This window comes from Intestinimonas sp. HCP28S3_D6 (genome assembly GCF_052065695.1).
Lineage (GTDB): Bacteria > Bacillota > Clostridia > Oscillospirales > Oscillospiraceae > Intestinimonas.
This window is the reverse complement of sequence record NZ_JBQHTM010000005.1, coordinates 88,790-111,038: the sequence shown is the minus strand read 5'-3', so window position 1 is coordinate 111,038 and position 22,249 is coordinate 88,790. Positions and strand designations below refer to the sequence as shown.

The following is a 22,249-nucleotide window of genomic DNA, read 5'->3' as shown; positions in this document are numbered from 1 at the left end:
AGAAAAGCAGATAAATAATGGCTATTTTGCACTGAAATCACCTTAACCAAGCGCAAATGGCGGCTAATACATTGAGTAGAAACAGGATAAAGGCTTTTATTCAGAGGTTCCTTAGTTTAATGATAATTCTGTCATTGTGAACCAATTGTAAAGAATTTACTTCCTTTTGCGCAGAATCTGTAAGCAGCCAGCCACGAAAGGACGCTCTCTGACTGTTCAGAACTTTGTCAACTATAGCCTTCAGACAGAGGAAGAAAAGTTCTCACCGAACGTCCTTACCCGCCTGCCGGACCCGCCCCAGCGCCCACGAGTAGCCGGTGGACGTGCCCGGCAAGATGCAGCAGAGGAAGAACCTCACCAAGATCATGGTGGCCCACAACGTCCCCTATGTGGCCCAGACCACCTTCATCAGCAACTTCAGCAATCTTTCCGAGAAGGCCCGCAAAGCCATCTACACCCCCGGCGCCGCCTTCCTGAATATGATGGCGCCCTGTCCCCGAGGCTGGCGCTACCCCTCTGAACAGCTGATGAAGGTCACCAAAACGGCCGTGGAGACCTACGTGTGGCCCCTCTATGAGGTGGTGGAGAGCAAGTACACGCTCAGCTATCAGCTCAAAAAGAAAAAGCCCGTCACCGAGTATCTGAAGATGCAGGGCCGCTTTGCCCACATGTTCAAAACCGGCAACGAGTAGATGCTGGAGGCCGCCCAGAAGGAAGTGGACCGCAACTGGGAGGAATTGCTCACCCTCTGCGCCCTCTGAGCCGTCCGGTGGTCCACATACCGTCTCACGAAAAGGGCCGGAAGGAGAAATATCCCATCGGAAAAGCCGTGTGTGTTCCGAATATAAAATTGCAGGGCTCCGCACCACCTTGTGGGTGCGGAGCCCTGCTTTTTGCGCGGTATGAAACCATTCAGTCCGCCCAGCGGGCATTTTTGAAGATCGCCCGGCCCACGCCGATGAGGTCGGCGCAGCCCTCCTCCAGAAGGACCTCCGCCTGAGCCGGCGTTGTGACCCCTCCCGTCAGAAGGACGGGGATATGGACGGCCCCCTTCACAGGGACGGACAGGTCGCGGAAGTACCCAGGCTCCCCGTGCCCGGGCCGGACAAAGCCGTTCATGCCGCCGGTGAGATGGAGCAGATCCACGCCGCTCTGCTCCAGCAGCCGGCTGGCCGCCACACAGTCCTCAACGGTGCTCCCTCCGGCCTCATAGTCACAGCCGCCCAGCCGCAGGGCAATGGGAAAGTCCTCCCCCACCGCCTGCCGCACCGCCAGGATGACCTCCCGATGAAATCGGACGCGGTTCTCCACCGTCTGAGGCCCATACCCGTCGGTCCTCCGGTTGGCCAGCGGAGAGAAAAACTGATTGAGGAGATAGCCGTGGGCGGAGTGGAGTTCGACCCCGTCAAAGCCAGCTCTTTTCGCCCGAAGGGCGGCCTGAGCAAACCACTCCGTGACCTGATGGATCTGCTCAACGGTCATCTCCGCAGGCAGCTCCTCCCGCTGCTTGGGGTGGCAGACCGGGCTGGGGCCTACAGGGGGCTGCCCGGTAGTTTTGGACAGCGCCGCCGAGCCCGCATGGCTGAGCTGGGCAAAGACCTTGACTCCCTCCCTGTGGATACTGTCGGTCAGGCGCTGAAAAGAGGGGATCACATCGTCGGAGGCCATGGAGGTCTGACCGGGATGGGCCTTCCCCTGGAGGTGGATGTAGCTGTGTTCTGTGATGATCAGGCCGATTTTGCTGTACTTGGCCCGTTCCTGATAGTAACTGCACACTTCGTCAGTCACATAGCCGTTCTCGTCCGCCTTTGCAGTGGCCATGGGCGGCATCACCAGGCGGTTCGGCAGGGTCAGGTTTCGGATCGTAATGGGATCAGACAGATGTATCATAAGAAAATTCCTCCACAGAAAAATTATGTCGTTACCTGGGCGCTGCGGCTGTTTTTTCTCCATTCCGCCAGACCAAAGGACAATGCAAGCACAAAAGCGCAGGCATCGCCCACCGGCCCGGCCCACAGAGCCCCCTCCACCCCCAGAAAGCGGGGCAGGATCAGCAGAGCCGGCAACAGGAAAAGTACCTGTCGAGACAGTGAGATCAACGTGGCCTGCACCGGCTTCCCTACTGCCTGGAAAAAGGTGCCCGTACACAGCTGGAATCCGTTCAGGACGATCAGCAGCAGAAAGATCTTCAGGCTCTTGACCGCAAACTCCCGGTACAGCGCCGACTCAGAGCCAAAGATGCTGACGATCCTGTCCGGAAACAGATGGAACAGGACGGTACCCATCCCCATGACCAGGGTGGAACAGATGATGGCCAGGAGATAGGTCTTTCGGGCCCGATCCGTTCTTCCGGCCCCATAATTGTACCCGATGATGGGCTGGGAACCCACAGAGATACCAATGACCACACCGGTAATGATCTGATTGACCTTCATGGTAATGCCCAGGGTGGTCATGGGGATTTCGGCGCCGTACTTGGAAGCCGCGCCGTATTTGACGAGTACATTGTTCATCACGGTGATGACAATGGTGGCTGCCAGCTGGAGAAAAAAGCTGGAAATCCCGAGGCCGCACACCCTCCCGCACAGTCTCCACTGCGGTCGCAGGCAGTCAGGCGTCAGGGTGATGCACCGGAACTTCCTCAGATACAGCACAGTCAGCACGCAGGAGACGACCTGCCCCAGAACCGTTGCGATGGCAGCCCCTCTTACCCCCATGTGGAAGGCAAAGATAAAGAGAGGGTCCAGGATGGTATTCAAAATGGCTCCGCTCAGCGTGGACAGCATGGCGTAGACGGGACTTCCGTCGGCCCGCACAATGGAGTTGAAGCCCATGCTGAACATATAAAATGGGAACCCCAGCACAATGATGTATCCGTACTCCAGGGCGTAGGGCATGGTGGCATCGGTGGCACCGAATAGAACACACAGCGGTTTCAGGCACGCCAGAGACAGCGCGGTCAGTAGAATACTGACCCCCACCGTCAGGGTAATGGCATTGCCGACGCCCTGCGCGGCTCCCCGTCGGTTCTCCTGCCCCAGGCACAGGCTGAAATAGGCGGTGGTGCCGTCTCCGACCATCAGTCCCAGGGCCAGAGCGATGACCGTGAGGGGCAAGATCACGTTGGTGGCTCCGTTTCCCAGATAGCCCACGCCACGGCCAATGAAAATCTGATCTACAATATTATATAAGGTACTGACCACCATGGAAATGATGCTGGGCACGGCAAAGGTGCCCAGCAGCTTTCCCACCGGCTCATACCCCAGGGGATTTGTTTCCGCCTGCATCAGAGTTCTCTCCCTTCCTCTTCTGACTTTCATCCACGGGAGATCCCCGCAATGGAATATCATAAACTTTCCTATAATGGGAAAGTCAAGAGAAATTTTATGTTTCCGTCAAACAGGCAAGGGGGACGCCGGAAAGGATGCCTGGTCTCCTCCCCCGTTTAAATTGGTTCCTGGAGTTCCAGCGACTGTCCCTTCAAGTCGAAGTGGGCTACGGTCAGATTGGTGATGATCACTTGGTTTGCCTGAGCATGCCGGACAAAGTAGTCTGAAATTAGTGTATCCACATGTTCCAACGCTTGGGCGGGTTTCAGCTGGCAGAGATAATCCCCTTCAGGCAGCACTTCCAGGTCGGTTATGCCCTCCTTCTGCTGGAGCACCTCCAGAAAAATATCCGTGACGATTTCTTTTCCCCTCTTCTGCGCGATGAGCCCGATGGGAAAGGTGAAGGCGGGCAGCAGGCCCAGGGCCTGTCCCCGGAGGAAGATTTCCGTGGAGCTCTGCTTGAACACCAGCTCTCCGCCGGAGGGGGTAAAGGGCTGCCGTAAAATAAACCGCCGGCCCAGATGCCGCCGGCAGACCCCTCCCTGCCTTTGAGCACCCTGGTTTTCTTCGATCCGGTGCAGCGCCTCCTCCATCTGTTGCATGGTATTGCGGAGGTGGACCAGTTTCTCCCGGGCCTTATGCTGCCCGTCCTGAAGCAGGCTCCGAATGTCCAGTGTCTGGTCGGGCTGTCGGTACCGTTCCGCCTCCCGCAAGGGAATGTCCAGCTCCAGACACATCAGAATCATATCCATCTCCACCAGCTGCTCCAGAGCATAATACCGATAGCCTGTCTCCGGGTCGGTATAGGCGGGGATCAGCGCTCCAATCCGCTCGTAATATCGCAGTGATTTGGGATTCACATTGCGAAGTCTGGCAAAGTCGCTGATGGACAGATAGCCTTTCATCTGAGATCCCTCCTTGATCGTTCTTGACTTTCCTATAATGGGAAGGTATATGCTGTCATTATACAACATACTGCCTAGAACGGCCAGAGACAGGAGAGAACTGCATGATTTACAAAACCAAAGGCACCTGCGCCAAAGAAATCAAATTGGAGGTGGAACACGGCGTCATCCGGTCGGTGGAGTTTGTGTTGGGCTGCCCCGGCTTTACCCAGGCTCTCAGCCGCTTACTGGTTGGGATGCAGGTGGAGGATGCGATTGCACGATTGAAAGGAATCCAGTGTCTGGATAAAGGGACCTCCTGTCCGGATCAATTGGCCCTGGCGCTGTCACTATGTAAGGAATCGGAGGAAACACCGTCTTAAGGTTGAGAATTACTTCCATTACAGCGCTAATCATTAAGAAAAAACATCTGGAAATTCCTCTCATGGCATCACGCAGGCAAGTCAAAGTGACTTGGGGTAGAAACGGCACAGGAGAACATAAATGGCTGAATCAATAAATGCAGCCAACGGTCAGGAATCCCACAGGAGCTTTCTCTACGGAAAAGCTGGTGAAGCTGGCACAGGTACTGGGTAGCGTCTCAGGGAAAAAGCGCCTCATGCTCCTCTGCTTTGTGGCCGAGGGTCAGGCGCTTGGCCATCAGCTTCCTGCGCCGCTTTGGGTCGATGCTATCCCATGTGACGGAGGAGCCGCGTCACTGCGGCCGTAATCGCCGGATCGCAGTGACAGACGGCAGAGCGGATATTTCCTAAAATAAAATAGAGCGGGCCTGTGTGAACAGGCCCGCTCTCTCTATTTTATCTTGATCATATCCACCATCTCAGCGGTGTACAGTCTCTGGAGAGAAACATATGGAAGCTTACAACTCGGCCAGAGCCTCGTCCACGGCCTCCAGGGTCCGGGCCAGGTCCTGCCGGGTGTGGGCAGCGGAGACAAACATGGCCTCGAACTGGGCGGGAGCCAGGTAGACACCCCGCTCCAGCATGCCCTTGAAGTAACGGGCGTACCGACCCACATCGCTGCCCTTGGCGTCCACGAAGGTGGTGACGGCGTTGGGGGTGAAGAAGGGAGCCGCCAGGGAGCCGATCTGGTTGACCGCCACGCCGGCGTGATGCCGCTCCGCTGCCTCCCGCATGCCATCGGCCAACTCCTTGGCCAGGGTGCCGATGTAGTCATAGACCTCGGGGTGGGCCTTCAGGTACCGGAGCTGGGAAAGGCCCGCGGCCATGGCCACGGGGTTGCCCGAGAGGGTACCCGCCTGATACACCGGGCCGCAGGGGGCTACCTGCTCCATGAGGGCACGGCTGCCGCAATAGGCGCCCACCGGCATGCCGCCGCCGATGATCTTGCCGAAGGTGACCAGATCGGCCTTCACGCCAAAGTATTCCTGGGCACCGCCCAGAGCCAGGCGGAAACCGGTGATGACCTCGTCGAAGATGAGGAGGGCGCCCGACTTGTCACACAGGGCCCGGAGGCCCTCCAGGAAGCCGGGGGCGGGAGCCACCACGCCCATGTTGGCGGCCACCGGCTCCACGATGACGCAGGCCACCTGGCCTGGATACTCGTTCAGCAGGGCCTCCACGGTCTCCAGGCGGTTGAACTGGGCGGTGAGGGTGTGCTTGACGATGTCCTCCGGGACACCGGCGGAGGAGGGATGCCCTCCCGCCAGCGCGGAGGAGCCGGCGTTCACCAACAGGCAGTCGGAGTGGCCGTGGTAGCAGCCCTCGAACTTGATGATCTTGTCCCGGCCGGTGGCGCCCCGGGCCAGGCGGATGGCCGACATGACGGCCTCGGTGCCCGAATTCACCATGCGGACCATCTCGATGTTGGGGACCAGCTCCACCATGAGTTCGGCCATCTCCACCTCCCGCTCGGTGGGAGCGCCGAAGGAAAGGCCGTCCTTCACAGCTTTCTCCACCGCCTCTCGCACTACCGGGTGGTCATGGCCCAGGATCATGGGGCCCCAGGAGCAGACATAGTCGATGTAGGACTTGCCGTCGGCGTCGTAGATATAGGCGCCCTGGGCCTTGGTGATAAACCGGGGGCACAGGTCCACTGCCCGAAAGGCCCGGACCGGGGAGTTGACGCCGCCGGGGAGGACCTTTTGGGCCCGGTCAAAGAGTTCCTGTGAGCGTTCCATCAGCCGATGTCCCCCTTCTTCATGGCCTGGGCCAATTCCTTGGCATAGTAGGTGATGAGCATGTCGGCGCCCGCCCGGAAGACGGAGAGGGCACTCTCGCACATGACCCTGTACTCGTCAATAAGCCCTGCCGCGCTGGCCGCCTTGATCATGGCGTACTCGCCGGAGACGGAGTAGGCGCACATGGGCAGGTCGAAGGCGTCGGAGCACTCCCGGATCACATCCAGATAGCTGAGGGCGGGCTTCACCATGAGGATATCGGCCCCCTCCTCCACGTCCAGGGCGCACTCCTTCAGGGCCTCCCTGCGGTTGTGGGGGTCCATCTGGTAGCCCTTCCGGTCCCCGAAGGAGGGGGCGGAGCCGGCGGCCTCCCGGAAGGGGCCGTAGAAGGCGGAGGCGTATTTGGCGGAGTAAGACATGATGGGCACGTTCTGGAGGCCGTGCTCGTCCAGAGCTGCCCGGATGGCGGCGATGCGGCCGTCCATCATGTCGGAGGGCGCCACCATGTCGGCACCGGCCTGGGCGTGAGAGAGGGCGGTCTTGGCCAGGACCTCCAGGGTCTTGTCGTTGTCCACCTCGTGGCCGCATAGGATGCCGCAGTGGCCGTGGTCGGTGTACTCGCACATGCACACATCGGTGATGACATAGAAGTCGGGGTACTTGGCCTTGATGACCCGGATGGCCTCCTGGACCACGCCGTGCTCATCCCAGGCAGAGGAGCCCACGGCGTCCTTGTGAGCAGGCAGGCCAAAGAGGATGCACCGGCCCACACCCGCCTGGATGCATTCCTCCACCGCCTCGCACACGGCGTCCAGGCCGTAGTGGAACTGACCCTCCAGGGCGGGGATGGCCCGCTTGCCCTTCAGGGTCTCGTCCACGAAGATGGGATAGATGAGGCTGTCCGGGGAGAGGCGGGTCTCCCGGCATAGCCGCCGGATGGAGTCGTTCTGCCGCAGTCTGCGGGGCCGGTTAATGAGTTCCATTTGTCTGACCTTCTTTGATGATGATATTGACCAGAGCGTCCATGGTGGCCCGCTCCGCCACAATGGTGGGAATGCCGTGTTTTGCCGCCTCGGCCGCGGTCTGCGCCCCGATGCACACCCCGGTGAGGCCGGAGAAGTCCAGCTCCCCCACCGAGGAGACAAAGCCCTTCACCGTAGAGGCGCTGGTGAAGGTGACCAGGTCCACCTGGCCCGCCGTCACCAGATCCCGGAGGGCGGCGGCGTGCTCGCTCTCATAGGAGGTGGTGTAACAGGGGATATCGTCATAGGGAATGTTACTCCCTTCCAGGGCCTCCGTCAAGGCGGGAGAGCCCCACTCCGCCCGGAGGAGGAGCACCTTCCCCTTTGCCAAGGTGGCCAGACCCGCCCCCAGGTGGGCGGCGTCGTAGACCTCGGGGATGTAGTCGGCCCGGAGTCCGTGGCCACGGAGGGCTTTGTCGGTACCAGCGCCGATGGCGGCCAGTTTGACCCCGGCCAGGACGCGGGCGTCCCACCCCTTTGCCTGGGCCATGGCCCAGAAGGCCTCCACCCCGGCGGGGCTGGTGAAGGCCAGCCACTCGTAGTCGTTCAGATGCTCCACCGCCTGCTCCATGGCGGGACAGGGGGTGATGGGCTCCGTTCGGATACAGGGGTACTCAAAGACATCTGCCCCCAGCTTCCGCAGGCGATTGGCCAAGGTGCCCACCCGCTCTTTGGGCCGGGTGACCACGATACGCTTCCCCTTCAGGGGCAGGGCGTCGAACCAGTCAAAGTCCTTGGCGAGAGAGCAGACCTGGCCCACGATGCTGATGGCCGGGCTCTCCACCTTCCCCTCCGCCGCCGTTTGGGCCAGGGTGGCCACTGTGGCGTCCAGCCGCCGCTGGGCGGGGGTAGTGCCCCGCTCCACGATAGCGGCGGGGGTATCCGGGTCCATGCCCGCCTTTAAAAGCCCTTCGCAGATGTCGGGGAGACTGCTCACCCCCATGAGGAAGACCAGGGTCCCTTTCGTCCGCACCAGGGCCTCAAAGTCGATGTCCAGGGCCTTGCCCGCCCGGGCATGGCCGGTGACGATGTGGAGGGAGGAGGTGAAATCCCGGTGGGTCACCGGGATGCCCCCGTAGGCGGGCACGGCGATGGCCGAGGTGATACCGGGCACCTCCTCAAAGGGGACACCGTGCTCCCGCAGGAGCTCCAGCTCCTCGCCGCCCCGGCCGAAGAGGAAGGGGTCGCCCCCCTTGAGCCGCACCACGTTCTTGCCCTCCAGGGCCTTCTCCAGCAGGATGCGGTTGATCTGATCCTGGGGGACGGGGTGGCGGCTGGCCTCCTTGCCCACATTGATCTGCTCCGCCTCCTCCGGCATGAGCGCCAGGATGGCGGGGCTCACCAGGCGGTCATAGACCACCACCTGGGCCGCCAGCAGGGCCTCCCGGCCCTTGACGGTGAGGAGTCCCGGGTCTCCGGGGCCAGCCCCCACCAGTGTCACCTTGCCGTACATGCTGTTCCCTCCCTGATCCGGTCAGCCAGCGCGATCCCCAGGGCCTCCCCCTGGCTGCGCGGGCCGGTGATGGTGTCGAAAATGGGCTCTCCCGCCGATGTAATGTCCATGCCCCGGAGGGTGAGGGTCTCCCCCTCCACCGTGGCAAAGGCCGCCACCGGGGAGGAACAGCCGCCGTCCAGCCGCCGGACGAAGGCCCGCTCCGCCGTGGCGCAGTCGGTGCCGTCCCGGTCCAGAAAGGCGGCGAGATAATCGGTATCTTCCCCCGCCCGGACCTGGACGGCCAGAATGCCCTGACCGGCGGCGGGGATCATCTCATCAGTGGAGAAGTAGCGGGTGATCCGCCCCTCCAGGTCCAGCCGCTTGAGTCCGGCGGCGGCCAGAACCAGGGCGGCGTACTGCCCGCTGTCCAGCTTGGCCAGCCGGGTGAGGACGTTGCCCCGGACCGGAGCGATGGGCTGGCCCGGGAAGAGCTTCTTCAGCTGGAGGGCCCGGCGGGCGCTGGCGCAGCCGATGGGCTTTGACCGGTCCAGCTCGGCGACTCCCTTGGGCAGCACCAGCACGTCCCGGGGGTCGGCCCGGCGGGAGAAGCCCGCCAGAGGGAGCCGGGGGTCCAGGTCCATGGGCAGGTCCTTACAGCTGTGGACGGTGAAGTCCACCCGTCCGTCCAGCAGGGCGGCGTCCAGCTCCTTGACGAAAAGGCCCTTGCCCCCCACCTTGTCCAGAGTGCGGTCCAGGATCTTGTCTCCGGTGGTCTTCATGGTAACCAGTTCTATCTCACAGGCGGGGTCCTGTGCCCGGATGGCCTCCATGACCAGCTCAGTCTGGATGACGGCCAGCCGGCTCTCCCGGCTCCCCGCTCTCAGTTTCTTCAATCCAATCCCTCCAATGCCTGACGCACCGCCTTGGCGGCTCTGGCCGCCCGGTGGTGGTCGGTGCCGTGCCGGGAGATGAGCCCCGCGGTCACGCCGCCGCCCTCACAGACGGCGGGAAAAAAGAAGGTACACTCCTCCCGGCAGTCGGCCACGGTGACGGGGATGCCCAGGGCCCGGGCCTCCTCCCCCACCTGCCGGTTCACCGACCGGTCATCCGTTGCGGCCACCGCCAGAAAAGCCCCCTTCAGATCGCCGGGGGCGTAGGGCCGCGCCTGCCAGTCCACACCGGGGACTGCCCCGGTCCAGGTGGGAGAAATGACGGTGACCGCCGCCCCGAAGCGGGAGAGCACCGCCGCCCGGCGGGTGGCGATGGCCCCTCCCCCCACAATGACGCAGCGCCTGCCGGTGAGGTCAACAAATAGCGGGAAACGGGATGCGTTTTCGGTCATGGCTACCCTCCCTCTCCCGGCTTTTGACGGCGGTGTGGACCTTGATCTTGCCCACACACCGCTCCAGGTCCTCCGGGCTGATGTGCTCCTTGAGCCCGCCGGTGAGGAGGTCCACCGCCCGGCCCACCGCCAGTTCGATGAGCTCCTCCGGGTCCAGGTCCTCCTCCACCTCCGGGTAGGTGAGGACCCGCTCGGTGATGGCCGTCTTCAGGTCCTCGATGGCGGGCAGGCATTTGCGGTAGTTGTTCCACTCGTAGAACCGGCCCATATAGTCGTCCAGAATGTCCAGGGCCTCGGTGGGGATTTCGCCCTGGTGCCGCTCGGCCCCCAGGGTGTCCACGTTGTAGAGCCGGACCTCCGGCAGGTCCCCCACCGCCGCGTCCACGTCCCGGGGCATGGCCAGGTCCACCACATAGGACGGCCGGCGGCCCAGCCGGCTCACCTGCTCCGCCGTGACGGTATAGTGGGGGCTGGTGGTGGCCGAGAGGACAATGTCCATCCCCTCCATGGCGGAGGTACGGTCGTCATAGGACACCACGCCGCAGCCGGCGGGGACCACGGTCTCCCCGTGGCGGTAGGTCCGCAGGGTGACGGTGACGGTACAGCCGGCCTCCCGCAGGAGGGTGGCCGACAGCCGCCCCATCTCCCCGTTGCCGATAACCAGGGCCTTCTTCCCCGCCAGAGAGCCCATCTGGCTGGTGAGCACCTCCACGGCCCGGGCGGCGGCAGAGGTGGCCACACCGGTGAGGCGGACCTTGGTCTTGATCTCCTTGCCGGCGGCCACGGCGTTGCGGAAGAGGGTCTCCAGCACCGGGTCGGCGGCGCCCTCCTCCCGGGCGATGGCGATGGCGCCCTTGACCTGGGAGAGGATCTGGTCCTCCCCCCAGATCTGGGACTGGAGCCCACCGGAGACCTCCATCAGGTGGCGGGCGGCGTCGCTGCCCCGGCGGGTGACGAAGGCCCGGGCGAAGGGGGCATAGCTCAGGCCTACGGCGGCGCAGAGCACCTCCCCGGGCTGGAGCTCCACCCCCTTCTCACAGGAGAGGTAGAGCTCGGTGCGGTTGCAGGTGGAGAGGAGGACGCAGCCCAGCACCCCCTCCACCTCCGAGCGGATGCGCTCCACCAGCACCCCCACCTGGGCCCTGGTGAAGGAGAGCTGCTCCCGGAGTTCAATGGGGGCCAGGCTGTAGTCCAGGCCTGACATCATGATGACCATTGGGGTCTCACTTCCTTTTTGATGGGTCTCATTCCTTGACCAGGACGATGGAAAAATAGCCGGTGCCGTCGGTCATGTCGGCAAAGTGGGGACAGACCAGCTCCCCCTCCATGCCGCAGTTGGCCACCAGGGAGGCGTGCTCCAGCATGCCCCGCTCCGCCAACTGGGCCTGGAGCTCCCCGATGGCCTTGCCCGCCTTCATGAAGACCTTGTTGGCCCGGATGTCCAGACAGTCGGCGGCGTCGTGGGAGGCGGGGACGATGAGGAGCCGCTCCGCCCCCTCGCACAGAGAGGTGTTGAGCCGGGCGGCCACGGCGCAGAAGGAGGGCACCCCGGGGATGAGCTCGGCGGCATAGCCCCGGGCGAGGACCTTCTTGTGGACGTAGATATAGGTGGAGTACACGGTGGGGTCCCCCAGGGTGATGAAGGCCACGTTCTTGCCCTCGTCCAGCAGGGCGCAGATGTCGCCCGCGATCTGCTCGTAGCAGCCGTCCAGCACCGCCCGGTCCCGCACCATGGGGGTGGGACAGTAGAGGAGCTCCTTCCCCGCCACGATGTCTTTGACGATGTTGAGGGCGGTCTTCTCCCCCGCGCCCTTGTCGGGGACGGCCACGATATCGGCCTCCCCCAGGACCCGCTCCGCCTTTTTGGTCACCAGCTCCGGATCTCCGGGGCCCACGCCTACGCCGTACAGCTTACCTCTCTCCATGCTTTCACTTCTCCTGTAACAGTCGATTGATCTCCCGCCGTGCCGCGCTGATGGTGGCGGCGGTGGGGGTGGTGTCCAGCCCGTCCCGCTCCCGCAGGATCTCCATGAGGTGGGCGATCCGGGGCAGGCGCAGATGGTTTTTCCGCAGCTCCTCGGGCTGGGCGAAGAGCGCCTCCGGCGTCCCCTCCAGGATCACCCTGCCCCCGCCCAGGAGGTAGGTATAATCGCAGTAGAGGGGGACGATGTCCATGTCGTGGGTGGCGATGAGGATGGTCATGCCCAGACTGTCCCGCAGCTCGGTCAGAAGGTGCATGATGTCGCTGACTCCCTGGGGGTCAAGACCGGCGGTGGGCTCATCCAGGACCATGACGCTGGGCTCCATCACCAGCACGCCGGCGATGGCCACCCGCTTCTTCTGCCCGAAGGACAGGGCGTGGGTGGGCTTGTCACGGAGGGCGCTCACGCCGGTGCGCTCCATGGCCGCCTCCACCCGGCGGCGGACCTCCTCCTCGGGCAGCCCCAGATTCACCCCCCCGAAGGAGATGTCCCGGTAGACGTCGGCAGAGAAGAGCTGGTCGTCCGGGTCCTGAAAGACGATGCCCACCTGGCGGCGGATCTCCCGGATACCCTTGCGGTCGTAGACCGCCCGCTTTCCGTTCACCGTCACCGTCCCCGCTTTCGGGGTGAGGACGCCGTTGAGGTTGAGGAAGAGGGTGGACTTCCCCGCCCCGTTGGCCCCCAGGATGCCGGTGATCTTCCCCCGCTCCGCCCGGAGGGAGATGTGGTCCAAGGCCACCGTCCCGTCCTCATAGGTATAGTAGAGGTCCTGGGCCTCGATGGCATAGCTCACGCGAGGAGCCTCCTTTCCAGCAGCAGGGTCACCACCTGGAGGGCGGCTGCCGCTGCCCCCCAGGCATACATCCGCCCGCCGCCGGTGTAGGCGGCGGACAGGGTGGTGAGACTGCCGTCATAGCCCCGGGATTCCAGGGCGGTATAGACCTTGTCCCCCTTCCGCCAGGCCCGGAGGAAGACCAGGGACACCAGGTCCCCCATGTGGTCCAGGCTCTTGCGGAAGCTGCCGTACCCCAGCCGGGACTCCTGGGCCACCCGGATGCGCCCGGCGGTGTCCATGAGGACGAAGATAAAGCGGTAGATGAGCTCCATGAGCTCCACCAGCAGCTTGGGGACATGGAGCCGCTCCAGGGCCAGGATGAGGTCGGTCATGGGGGTGTTGAGGGCCAGAAAATACATGGCCGAAATGGCGCCCATGGCCTTGCAGAAGACCATGAGGCCCGTGTGGAGGTACAGCCGGGAGACGCCCCAGCGGAACCGTCCGAAGAGGAGCACCGACCCCAGGGCCGGCTCCTCCGCCCCCAGTGGCCGGATGACGATGGTGAGGCAGCCGATGACCAGGAAGGCCAGGGGCACCTTCATGAAGTGGAGGACGGTGCCGGGGCGCTGTCCCCCCAGGGCCACGTTGAGGACGCACATGACCACAAGGGTCACAAGGCCCACGGCGATGCTCTCGCTGAAGAGGCAGAGGAGCAGTACCGCCAGGGAGACCCACACCTTGGCCACCGGGTCCACCCGCCTGAGGCGGGAGAGATAGGCATATCGGTCCGTCCCCATGGTCACACCTTCTTTTTATCCTCCGGCTTTTTGGCGGTCACCCGGCCCAGCACAAAGCAGACGATGCCCGAGCCGATGGCGGCCTGGAGGGCGAAGAGCAGGGACTCCACCTCGCCGCTGGCCGGCTCGAAGATGGGCTGGAACCAGGGCTCATAGTCGGGGTTGGTCTCCTCGATGAGCTCCCCCGCCATGCCGTCGGCGCCGCCGAACTCGGCACCCCGGCAGTACCACAGCGGGAAGGCCGCCAGCACGATCACAAGGCCGATGAGGATCAGGTTTTTCTGCCATACCTTCATGTTGTTTCCCCTCCTTACAGCACGGCGAGCTCATGGAGCTCGGCGGCGGAATACTTCTCCAGCACGTTGAAGACCACCACGGTGAGGAGGCCCTCGGCGATGGCCAGAGGGATCTGGGTCACAGCGAAGATGGTGAGATACTCCGCGATGTTCCCGTAGACCACGCCCAGCTGGAAGGAGGTGGTCACATAGGTCAGCAGGTCGCCCAGGGCGGCGGCGCAGAACACGGCCACCGCCGGCTTGGCCCCCGCCTTCTTCAGGACCTGATAGACCGCCCAGGACACGATGGGCCCCACGATGGCCATGGAGAAGACGTTGGCGCCCAGGGTGGTGAGACCGCCGTGGGCCAGGAGCAGGGCCTGGAACAGCAGCACGATGAGACCCAGAATGGTGGTGGCGGTGGGCCCAAAGAGGATGGCACCCAGGCCCACGCCGGTGGGGTGGGAGCAGGAGCCGGTGACCGAGGGGATCTTCAGGGCCGAGAGGACAAAGGCGAAGGCGCCGCACATGGCCAGCAGGACCTTGGCCTTGGGGCTGCGCTCCACCTTCTTCCGGATGGACAGAAAACCGGCCACCACGAAGGGGACGCAGACGGCCATCCAGCCAAAGGCCCAGGTCTTGGGCAGGTAGCCTTCTGCGATGTGCATGGCCGAGGCGCTGAGGGTGCTGAGGCCCAGCACGGCCACCATGGCCGCCAGGAGCCTCACGTTGGTGTAGTTGCGTTGCTTCATCGGGATCTCTCCTTTTTCCTGTCTCTCGCAGGATGGATACGTCAGGGCAGGTCTTCCGGCTCAAGGCTCACCGCCGTCCCCGCGCCTTCCCGGACCTCCTTTCTCCGGCCCAGTGGCAAATCTGCGGGGCGGCTCCCCTCTCACGGCAGCGGGACTGCGCGGGATTTTCACCCAGCTTCCCTGTTAGGTCCCGTGGGACACCCTGTACGGAACTATGAGAACGGGCCTGTGCCCGGACTCAACGGTCCTCTGCCGCCTCCAGGGCGTGTCGGACGAAGAGGGCGCGGATCTGGGGATACTCCCCCAGGCCCTTCAGCTCGCAGGACACCTGGTAGCCCCGCTCCGTCAGCTGGCTCTTCCAGCTCTCCGGCTCGTCGCCGGCCAGGTCGTTCTTGGCGTGGTCCCCCGCCACCACCATCAGGGGGTGGAGGACCACCTTCTTCACGGTTTCCCGCTCACCCAGCCGCCGGAAGACCTCCTCCAGGCCGGGATAGCCCTCCACGGTGCCCAGCACCGCGTCGGTCCGCCCGCCGTCGTGGAGCATGTACTCCAGCTGGCAGTAGGCGGCGTTGGCATAGTGCTCGGTGCCATGGCCCATGAAGACGTGGGCGGTGTCCGCCTCCGCCTCCGGCAGAAGCTCCGTCAGGGCGGCGGCCAGGTCCCGGTAGTCCTCCAGCGTGGTGAGGAGGGGCCGGCCGAAGGACATGCGGGCAAATTTCGCCCGGAAGGGCTCGGCCTGGGCGCACAGCTTGTCGAACTCGTCCCCGTTCATGATGTGGGTGGGCTGGAGCACCACGTCGGCAAAACCCTCCCCCGCCAGCCGCTCCAGGGCGTGGGGCACGTCGTCGATGCATAACCCCTCCCGGTCGGCCAGGCGGCGCAGGATCATGCCGCTGGTGAAGGCCCGGCGCTGGACCCGGCCGGGCATCCGCCCGGCGATGTCCCACTCAATGGCCTGGATGGTCTTTTCCAGGGTATCCAGGTGGGTGGTGCCGAAGGACACCACCAAAACCGCTTTCTCTGTCATTGTGGTCTCCCCTCCCCCGGTCACTCCCGGGCGTTGCCGGAGGCCAGGTACAGCATGGCGTTGCAGATGGCGGCGGCCACGTTGCTGCCGCCCTTCCGCCCACGGGCCACGATATAGGGCACATCCTCGGTGAGGAGGAGCTCCTTGCTCTCCACCACATTCACAAAGCCCACCGGAGCGCCGATGATGAGGGCAGGCTTCATAGCCCCCTCCTCCAGCAGCTCACAGGCCCGGACCAGGGCGGTGGGGGCGTTGCCCAGGGCCAGGATCAAGGTGCGGTCCAGTTTGGCGGCCCGCTCCATGGAGACCACCGCACGGGTGACCCCCCGCTCCTTGGCCTCGGCGGCCACGTCGGGGTCGGACATGAAACACACCGCCTCCCCGCCGAACTTTTCCAGCACCCGCTTGTTGATGCCCGACCGGGCCATCTGGGTATCGGTGACGATGGTGCAGCCGCCCTTGATGGCGGCGATGCCCTGCTCCACCGCGCCGGGGGAAAAGACCAGATTGTCAGCATAGTCGAAGTCCGCCGTGGTGTGGATGACCCGCTTCACTACCGGCAGTACCTCCGCCGGGAAGGTCCGTTCTCCCAGCTCCGATTGGATGATCTCCATGCTCCGGGCCTCGATCTCCGCCGGGGCCACCCGCTGCAATTCTACTTTCATATGCTCATTCCTCGCCATTCAGAATCCGGTAGACCCGGTCCATGTCCAGACTGGCCCGGACACCCGCCGCCAGCTTGTCGTACTGCTCTTCCTGATAGGTCTCCCAGTCCACCGCCGCGGCGTCGGGGGAGAGCCCCTTGGCCGACAGCAGGGCGTTGACCAGCTCCTGGGCAAAAGCCCCGGAGTCAAAGATGCCGTGGACGTAGCTGCCCCACACGTTTCCCCGGGCGGCGCCGTCCGGCTTCTCCACTCCGTCCAGGCAGGTGAGCCGGGAGAGGGGGGCGGCCTCCTCCAGGTAGGTGGTCTCCCCCATGTGGATCTCGTAGCCGTGGAAGGGCACCCCGTCCAGGCCCGCGAAGAGGCCCTGGCCCCGGCGGAAGGCGCCGCTGACCCGGGTGCGGGTCTTCTCCCCCAGGAAGACGGTCTCAGTGGGCAACAATCCCATACCCGCCATGGTGCCGCCGCTCTCCACCCCGTCAGGGTCGGAGAGGACCCGACCCAGCATCTGGTAGCCGCCGCAGATACCCACTACCGCGCCGCCCCGGGCGGCGTGCTTGAGCACCAGGGCCTCCAGGCCGTTCTGGCGCATCCACTTCAGGTCGTCCATGGTGCTCTTGGTGCCGGGGAGGATGATGAGATCGGGGCGGCCCAGCTCGCCGGGGTTGGAGACGTACCGCACCGTCACCCCCTCCATCCGCTCCAGGGGGTTGAAGTCGGTGAAGTTGGAGAGTCGGGGCAGGCGGATGACGGCGATGTCCAACCGCCCCACCCGCTCCCCGCCGGTGAGCTTGGAGGAGAGGGAGTCCTCGTCGTCGATGTCCACGTCCAGCATGGGCACCACGCCCAGCACCGGCTTGCCGGTGAGCTCCTCCAGGGTGGTGAGTCCGGGGCGGAGGATCTCCACGTCCCCCCGGAACTTGTTGATGATGAGGCCCTTGATCCGGGCCTGCTCGTCGGGCTCCAGCAGCTTTACCGTACCATAGAGGGAGGCAAAGACGCCCCCACGGTCAATATCCCCCGCCAGCAGCACCGGAGCATTGGCCAGCTTGGCCATGCCCATGTTGACGAAGTCGTCCTGCTTCAGGTTGATCTCCGCCGGGCTTCCCGCCCCCTCGATGACGATGACGTCATACTCGGCGGAAAGGCCGTGGAAGGCCTCCATGATATCGGGGATGAGGGCCTTTTTGTAGCGGAAGTAGTCCACCGCCCCCATGGTGCCCCGGGGGACGCCGTTGACGATGACCTGGCTCCCGGTGTCGTTTGTGGGCTTTAAAAGGATGGGGTTCATCCGCACATCAGGGGCTACCCCGGCGCAGTAGGCCTGGACCACCTGGGCCCGGCCCATCTCAAAGCCGTCGGCGGTGATAAAGGAGTTGAGGGCCATATTCTGGGACTTGAAGGGGGCCACCTTCAGCCCATCCTGCCGGAACACCCGGCACAGCCCCGCCGCCAGCAGGCTCTTGCCCGCGTTGGAGGCGGTGCCCTGGATCATGATGGTCTTGGCCATTTACAGCACCTCCTTCATGGCTCCGATGAGCCCTTCGTTCTCCCGGTGGGGCCGCACCGCTACCCGGTAATAATCGCTTTCCAGACCCACGTAGTTGGCGCAGGAGCGGATGAGCACGCCGTGGGCCAGCAGCCGCTCCTTCAGATCGTCCACCCCGGGCACACGTAAGAGAATATAATTGACCTGACTGGGAAAAACCTGGAATCCCAGCTCCCGGAGGGCGTCGGTGAGCCAGGCCCGCTCCACGGCGATGAGCTGCCGGGCACGGGCGGGGTACTCCGGCTCGGCCAGGGCGGCCAGGCCCGCAGCTTGGGCGGGTCCGGATACGCTCCAGGGCTGGGCGCACCGAGAGAACCCGTCCAGCAGGGCGGCGTCGGCGCTCAGGCAGTAGCCCAGCCGCAGTCCCGGCATGGCATAGCTCTTGGTGAAGGCCCGAAGTAGCACCAGGTTAGGGAAATTTTCAAGCTCTCCCGCCAGACTTACCTGCTCGCCCGGGTCAGACAGAGAGAGGAAGCACTCGTCCACCACCACCCGGATGTTTTTCTCCCGACACCGCTCCAGGATACGCAGCATCAGGTCCCGGTCGATGAGGCGGCCAGTAGGGTTGTTTGGGGTGCAGAAAAAGGCCATGTCCAACTCGTCATTCAGGTCGTCCAGCACCGCCCCGGTGAGATCAAAGTTGTTCTCCGGTGTCAGGCGGTGGTAGACTACCTCCCCACCGGCGGCCTGAACAGCATCCTGATACTCGGAAAAGGTGGGGGCGGTGACCAGCACCCGGCGGGGACGCTGGGAGAAGGCCAGCCGGAAGACCAGATCGGCGGCGCCGTTTCCACAGAGTACTTGCTCCGGCGCCACGTTGTCCCGCCGGGCAATGGCGGCACAGAGTGCTCTGCACAGGGGGTCGGGGTAGTGGATGGCCTCCCGGACTGCGTCCTCCGTCGCCTTCCGGACCGACTCCGGCATACCCAGAGGGTTTAAATTGGCGGAGAAGTCCAGCAACTCCCCCTGCCACACCGCGCGGGCGCCTACAATGTCGCCGCCATGGGTATATTCCTTCAAATGGTCGTCCTCCTTTTCCAAGGGGTCACAGGGCCAGGCTCAGCACCAGGGGCAGGCCGCAGCAGAGCACCATGGCCAGAAAGGTCCCGGCGTACATGAGCCGGTTGCAGCGCAGAATGTCCGCCGGCTCCACCGGCCGCAGCGGGTCGCCGATGGTGGGCTTGACCACCAGCTTGCCGAAGTAGTAGTTGCTCCCCGCCAGCTGCACGTCCAGGGCCCCCGCCGCCGCCGCCTCAGTGTGGGCGGAGTTGGGGCTCTTGTGGTTCTTCCGGTCCCTCCAGAAGATCCGCCAGGCGTTCTTTCCGTCAAAGCCGGCGGGCCTGGCCGCCAGACACAGCAGGATGCCCGCCAGACGGGCGGGGATGAAGTTCACCAGGTCGTCCAGCTTGGCCGCCGCCCGACCGAAGTACAGGTATTGATCGTTTTTGTATCCCACCATGGAGTCCATGGTGTTGATGGACTTATAGAGCACCCCCAGAGGGGCGCCGCCAATGGCCAGGAACAGGAGGGGCGCGATGACGCCGTCGGAGGCGTTCTCCGCCACCGTCTCCACCGCCGCCTTGGCCACTCCAGTCTCGTCCAGCCGGTCGGTATCCCGGCCCACGATCATGGACACCGCTTTCCGGGCGTCGTCCAGGGTACCGTCCCGGAGGGCCTTGTAGACTTTCACACTCTCGTCCCGCAGGGACCGGGCCGCCAGGAGCTGGTAGCACAGCAAGGCCTCGGCAGCGAAGGCAAGCCAGGGGTGAATCTGGGCACACAGCCACAGCAGCAGCACCGCCGCGCCTGTGGAGATGCCAGCCGTCAGCACCACGAGAAATCCTCCGGCGATAAGCTCCCCCTTCGGGGTCTTGGGAAAGACTGCCCGCAGGGGCTTTTCCAGTCCGGCGATAAGGGCACCCATGGCCCGAACCGGGTGGGGCATCCAATGGGGGTCACCAAAGAGGAGATCCAGGCAAAAACCCAAAAGCAGGGCGAAAAGCCGCAAGGTAAGGGTCATGCCTTGGTCCTCCCCACGGTGCCGGTGACGTGGTACTCCAAGGGGTCCAGGGTGAGCTCCCCCCGGTAGCCGCCGCAGTTCTGGGGGAACCAGTCGTAAAAGCCCTTCCGGGCCGGGCGGCCGCAGAGGGTGAGCATGCCCATCAGCAGCCCCCCGTGGGAGACCACGCCCACGTGCTCATAGCCGTGCTCAGCGGCGTCCTTGCCCACAAAGGCCAGGGCACGGGCGCCCCGACGGGCACAGTCCTCCGCCGGCTCTCCCACCACCATCTCGCCGGCAAGCCACCGCTGGTAGGCGGGGTCGTCCTGGAGCTCGGCATGGTTTTTCCCCTCGAAAATGCCGAAATCCGTCTCCCGCAGGTCCTCAACAATGGTCCGGGGCACGCCGGGCCACAGCAGGTCGGCCGTCTGTCGGCAGCGGAGCATGGGGCTCACATAGAGGTGCTCCACCTCCGGCATGAGGGGGGCCGTCTCCCTGGCCATGGCCTCCCCCTCCGGCGCCAGAGGCACGTCCAGCCGCCCCACAAAGCGCTTTTCCTTGTTCCCCTCTGTGATGCCGTGGCGTACCAGGATCACTTCCATGTTCCTTCCCCCTTCAATACCATGCCCAGACCGCAGAAGATCCGCTCCACCCGCTCCGCCTTTTGGGCCAGGTCGCAGCACAGGCGGCCCACTTCCTCCCGCCAGGCCCGCTCCGCTGGGTCCACCGGCACCACACCGCAGCCCACCTCGTCACAGAGAATGACCACGCCGGGATTGACCTCCAGCAGATCCCCGATCCCCTCATCGGGGTGGCTACGGACCCAGGCAGCCAGGCCGTCGAAGATAGGTTTGGTACGGGCGGATGCCGGGTCATGGGCCACGGCCTCCGGCTCCAAGCCGGTCTTTTTCAGCGCGTAGGCCAGCTTTCCCTGGCCGGTGCCGCCGATGAGCAGAATCATAACAATGCCTCCAGACGCTGCGCCAGGACCACTGCGAGGACCATAGCGCACTCACAGACCTGGAGGAAGAAGCCCGCCAGATCTCCGGTAATGCCGCCGAACTGCCGGCGGGACATGACGAAATAATAGAGGAAGGAGAGCCCGGCCCCCGCCACGGCGGCAATGCCGGTGGCCGGGTCCAGGGCGATCATGGCAGCGGCACTCACCGCCACCCACACCAGCAGCACCACCCGGGCCTTGACGGCGTCCATGGGCTGGATAAAGGTGGCCAGGAGGCCACTGCCCCGGGCGTTGGGCCAGCTCACGGCGGCCAGCCCCGAAAGGCTCCGGGACAGTACGGGTCCCAGGGCCAGAACCCACAAAGCTTCATCCTCCGGCTCCACCTCGCACCAGACGGCAAAGAAGAAAATGAGGTAGAGACAGCAGCAGATGATGGCAAAGGCCCCGGTGTGGGAGTCCTTTAAAATCTCCAGCTTCTTCTCCCGGCTCTGGTGGGAGCCCAGGGCATCGGAGGTGTCGCAGAAACCGTCCAGGTGGATGGCCCCGCTCACCGCGATGGGCAGGAGGAGGGCCACGGCGGAGCGTAGAAAGGTCCCGAAGTCCAGCCAGTGGCAGAGGTTGAGCCAGAGGCCCAGCAGCAGGGCAATGACCACCCCCACCACCGGGAAAAAGCACATGGCCCAGGAGAGGCTCTTCTTGTCCCAGTCCACCCTGGGGGCGGGGAGCTTAGAGTACATGGCCACGGCGATGCACAGCGAACGGAACATGTCTTTACGCCCCCTTCCAGCAGACCGGGATGCCGCAGACCACCTCATAGACCCGGTCGGCCTCCGCAGCCACGGCCACATTGAGCCGGGCCAGGGCGGAGAGGTAGTCCGCCGTCTCCTGATCGTAGCGAATACCGTCGGAGAAGAGCTCATTGGTGACCACCACCGTGCAGGCGCTCCCCGCCTTCAGCTTCCGGACACCGGCGAGGACCCGCTCCTCGGCACCTTCTCTCCCCTCCGGCCCGAACCACTCGTTGGCAGTCAGGTTGGAGAGGTCCTCCAGCAGCACCACCGCCCCGGCGGGCACCGGCATGTGGTCGAGATGGACGGACCGCTCCTCGGTGCGGAAGCCCTTCCCCGCCCGCATGGCCCGGTGGCGCTCCACCCGGCGGCGGCTCTCTTCATCCCAGACCTGCATGGTGGCCACGTAGACCCGCTCCCCCGGCGGCGCCTGCACCACCAGGTCCTCCGCATATTTGGATTTTCCACTGGCAGAGCCGCCGGAGACCAGGATCAGCATGAGGCGTCCT

25 protein-coding genes and 1 riboswitch are annotated in these 22,249 nt (G+C 64.3%); of the genes, 2 read left to right on the top strand and 23 right to left on the bottom strand.

Going from position 1 to position 22,249, the window contains the following annotated elements:
- The first annotated feature begins 335 nt into the window (after window positions 1–335).
- Window positions 336–692: a hypothetical protein gene (locus ACTNBK_RS03275; protein WP_441143569.1), complete on the top strand. Its 357-nt coding sequence runs from the start codon at window positions 336–338 to the stop codon at window positions 690–692.
- Window positions 693–912: 220 nt separating this feature from the next.
- On the opposite strand, the gene ACTNBK_RS03270 is transcribed toward ACTNBK_RS03275, so the two are convergent.
- The 3 genes from ACTNBK_RS03270 to ACTNBK_RS03260 all read right to left on the bottom strand — a co-directional run bounded on the left by ACTNBK_RS03270 (window position 913) and on the right by ACTNBK_RS03260 (window position 4,234).
- Window positions 913–1,890, bottom strand: coding sequence for an NADH:flavin oxidoreductase (locus ACTNBK_RS03270; RefSeq protein ID WP_441143567.1), 978 nt, complete (start codon window positions 1,888–1,890; stop codon window positions 913–915).
- Window positions 1,891–1,913: 23 nt separating this feature from the next.
- Window positions 1,914–3,287 carry an MATE family efflux transporter gene (locus ACTNBK_RS03265; RefSeq protein WP_441143565.1) on the bottom strand — a complete coding sequence of 458 codons (1,374 nt, stop codon included), beginning with the start codon at window positions 3,285–3,287 and terminating at the stop codon, window positions 1,914–1,916.
- A gap of 158 nt (window positions 3,288–3,445) precedes the next feature.
- The gene (locus ACTNBK_RS03260) at window positions 3,446–4,234 is read right to left on the bottom strand and encodes a MerR family DNA-binding transcriptional regulator (protein ID WP_441143564.1); all 789 of its coding nucleotides are present in this window, start codon (window positions 4,232–4,234) and stop codon (window positions 3,446–3,448) included.
- Between the two features lie 104 nt (window positions 4,235–4,338).
- Here ACTNBK_RS03260 and ACTNBK_RS03255 point away from each other — a divergent pair, with 104 nt between their 5' ends.
- The gene (locus ACTNBK_RS03255) at window positions 4,339–4,596 is read left to right on the top strand and encodes a TIGR03905 family TSCPD domain-containing protein (RefSeq protein ID WP_441143562.1); all 258 of its coding nucleotides are present in this window, start codon (window positions 4,339–4,341) and stop codon (window positions 4,594–4,596) included.
- Between the two features lie 497 nt (window positions 4,597–5,093).
- Here the strand turns inward: ACTNBK_RS03255 and hemL are convergent, their stop codons facing one another.
- From hemL to ACTNBK_RS03155, 20 genes are all read right to left on the bottom strand, one after another.
- Window positions 5,094–6,374, bottom strand: a complete 1,281-nt coding sequence (gene hemL / locus ACTNBK_RS03250) for a glutamate-1-semialdehyde 2,1-aminomutase (protein WP_441143560.1) — start codon at window positions 6,372–6,374, stop codon at window positions 5,094–5,096.
- On the bottom strand, window positions 6,374–7,357 hold the full coding sequence (gene hemB / locus ACTNBK_RS03245; RefSeq protein WP_441143558.1) for a porphobilinogen synthase: 984 nt from the start codon (window positions 7,355–7,357) through the stop codon (window positions 6,374–6,376). Before hemB ends, hemL begins: the two co-directional genes overlap by 1 nt.
- Window positions 7,344–8,849: a uroporphyrinogen-III C-methyltransferase gene (gene cobA, locus ACTNBK_RS03240; protein ID WP_441143556.1), complete on the bottom strand. Its 1,506-nt coding sequence runs from the start codon at window positions 8,847–8,849 to the stop codon at window positions 7,344–7,346. Before cobA ends, hemB begins: the two co-directional genes overlap by 14 nt.
- Window positions 8,834–9,724: a hydroxymethylbilane synthase gene (hemC, locus tag ACTNBK_RS03235; protein ID WP_441143555.1), complete on the bottom strand. Its 891-nt coding sequence runs from the start codon at window positions 9,722–9,724 to the stop codon at window positions 8,834–8,836. The genes cobA and hemC overlap by 16 nt, the downstream gene beginning before the upstream one ends.
- Window positions 9,721–10,173: a precorrin-2 dehydrogenase/sirohydrochlorin ferrochelatase family protein gene (locus ACTNBK_RS03230; RefSeq protein ID WP_441143553.1), complete on the bottom strand. Its 453-nt coding sequence runs from the start codon at window positions 10,171–10,173 to the stop codon at window positions 9,721–9,723. Before ACTNBK_RS03230 ends, hemC begins: the two co-directional genes overlap by 4 nt.
- Window positions 10,136–11,389 carry a glutamyl-tRNA reductase gene (gene hemA / locus ACTNBK_RS03225; RefSeq protein ID WP_441143551.1) on the bottom strand — a complete coding sequence of 418 codons (1,254 nt, stop codon included), beginning with the start codon at window positions 11,387–11,389 and terminating at the stop codon, window positions 10,136–10,138. The genes ACTNBK_RS03230 and hemA overlap by 38 nt, the downstream gene beginning before the upstream one ends.
- Before the next feature lie 28 nt (window positions 11,390–11,417).
- A complete protein-coding gene (gene cobI, locus ACTNBK_RS03220) occupies window positions 11,418–12,098 on the bottom strand; it encodes a precorrin-2 C(20)-methyltransferase (protein ID WP_441143549.1) in 681 nt (226 codons plus the stop codon).
- Window positions 12,099–12,102: 4 nt separating this feature from the next.
- Window positions 12,103–12,948, bottom strand: coding sequence for an ATP-binding cassette domain-containing protein (locus ACTNBK_RS03215; RefSeq protein ID WP_441143547.1), 846 nt, complete (start codon window positions 12,946–12,948; stop codon window positions 12,103–12,105).
- Window positions 12,945–13,727, bottom strand: a complete 783-nt coding sequence (gene cbiQ / locus ACTNBK_RS03210; protein ID WP_441143545.1) for a cobalt ECF transporter T component CbiQ — start codon at window positions 13,725–13,727, stop codon at window positions 12,945–12,947. Before cbiQ ends, ACTNBK_RS03215 begins: the two co-directional genes overlap by 4 nt.
- Window positions 13,728–13,729: 2 nt before the next feature.
- Entirely contained in the window at window positions 13,730–14,023 is a 294-nt protein-coding gene (locus tag ACTNBK_RS03205) for an energy-coupling factor ABC transporter substrate-binding protein (RefSeq protein ID WP_441143543.1), read from the bottom strand.
- A 14-nt stretch (window positions 14,024–14,037) separates the two neighbouring features.
- On the bottom strand, window positions 14,038–14,754 hold the full coding sequence (locus tag ACTNBK_RS03200) for an energy-coupling factor ABC transporter permease (RefSeq protein WP_441143541.1): 717 nt from the start codon (window positions 14,752–14,754) through the stop codon (window positions 14,038–14,040).
- Window positions 14,755–14,783: 29 nt separating this feature from the next.
- Window positions 14,784–14,974, bottom strand: a riboswitch (cobalamin riboswitch).
- An 18-nt stretch (window positions 14,975–14,992) separates the two neighbouring features.
- Window positions 14,993–15,781 (bottom strand): sirohydrochlorin cobaltochelatase, encoded by a 789-nt coding sequence (locus ACTNBK_RS03195; protein ID WP_441143539.1) that lies wholly within the window; start codon window positions 15,779–15,781, stop codon window positions 14,993–14,995.
- A 20-nt stretch (window positions 15,782–15,801) separates the two neighbouring features.
- Window positions 15,802–16,446: a precorrin-8X methylmutase gene (locus ACTNBK_RS03190; RefSeq protein WP_441143537.1), complete on the bottom strand. Its 645-nt coding sequence runs from the start codon at window positions 16,444–16,446 to the stop codon at window positions 15,802–15,804.
- Window positions 16,447–16,450: 4 nt separating this feature from the next.
- Window positions 16,451–17,953, bottom strand: coding sequence for a cobyric acid synthase (locus ACTNBK_RS03185; RefSeq protein ID WP_441143535.1), 1,503 nt, complete (start codon window positions 17,951–17,953; stop codon window positions 16,451–16,453).
- Entirely contained in the window at window positions 17,954–19,012 is a 1,059-nt protein-coding gene (cobD, locus tag ACTNBK_RS03180) for a threonine-phosphate decarboxylase CobD (RefSeq protein WP_441143533.1), read from the bottom strand.
- 25 nt (window positions 19,013–19,037) lie between these two features.
- Window positions 19,038–20,012, bottom strand: coding sequence for an adenosylcobinamide-phosphate synthase CbiB (cbiB, locus tag ACTNBK_RS03175; protein ID WP_441143531.1), 975 nt, complete (start codon window positions 20,010–20,012; stop codon window positions 19,038–19,040).
- A complete protein-coding gene (locus ACTNBK_RS03170; RefSeq protein WP_441143529.1) occupies window positions 20,009–20,593 on the bottom strand; it encodes a histidine phosphatase family protein in 585 nt (194 codons plus the stop codon). Before ACTNBK_RS03170 ends, cbiB begins: the two co-directional genes overlap by 4 nt.
- Window positions 20,584–20,952, bottom strand: a complete 369-nt coding sequence (locus ACTNBK_RS03165) for a bifunctional adenosylcobinamide kinase/adenosylcobinamide-phosphate guanylyltransferase (RefSeq protein WP_441143527.1) — start codon at window positions 20,950–20,952, stop codon at window positions 20,584–20,586. Before ACTNBK_RS03165 ends, ACTNBK_RS03170 begins: the two co-directional genes overlap by 10 nt.
- Entirely contained in the window at window positions 20,949–21,719 is a 771-nt protein-coding gene (locus ACTNBK_RS03160) for an adenosylcobinamide-GDP ribazoletransferase (RefSeq protein WP_441143525.1), read from the bottom strand. The genes ACTNBK_RS03165 and ACTNBK_RS03160 overlap by 4 nt, the downstream gene beginning before the upstream one ends.
- A 4-nt stretch (window positions 21,720–21,723) precedes the next feature.
- Window positions 21,724–22,239, bottom strand: a complete 516-nt coding sequence (locus ACTNBK_RS03155; RefSeq protein WP_441143523.1) for a bifunctional adenosylcobinamide kinase/adenosylcobinamide-phosphate guanylyltransferase — start codon at window positions 22,237–22,239, stop codon at window positions 21,724–21,726.
- Window positions 22,240–22,249 lie beyond the last annotated feature (10 nt).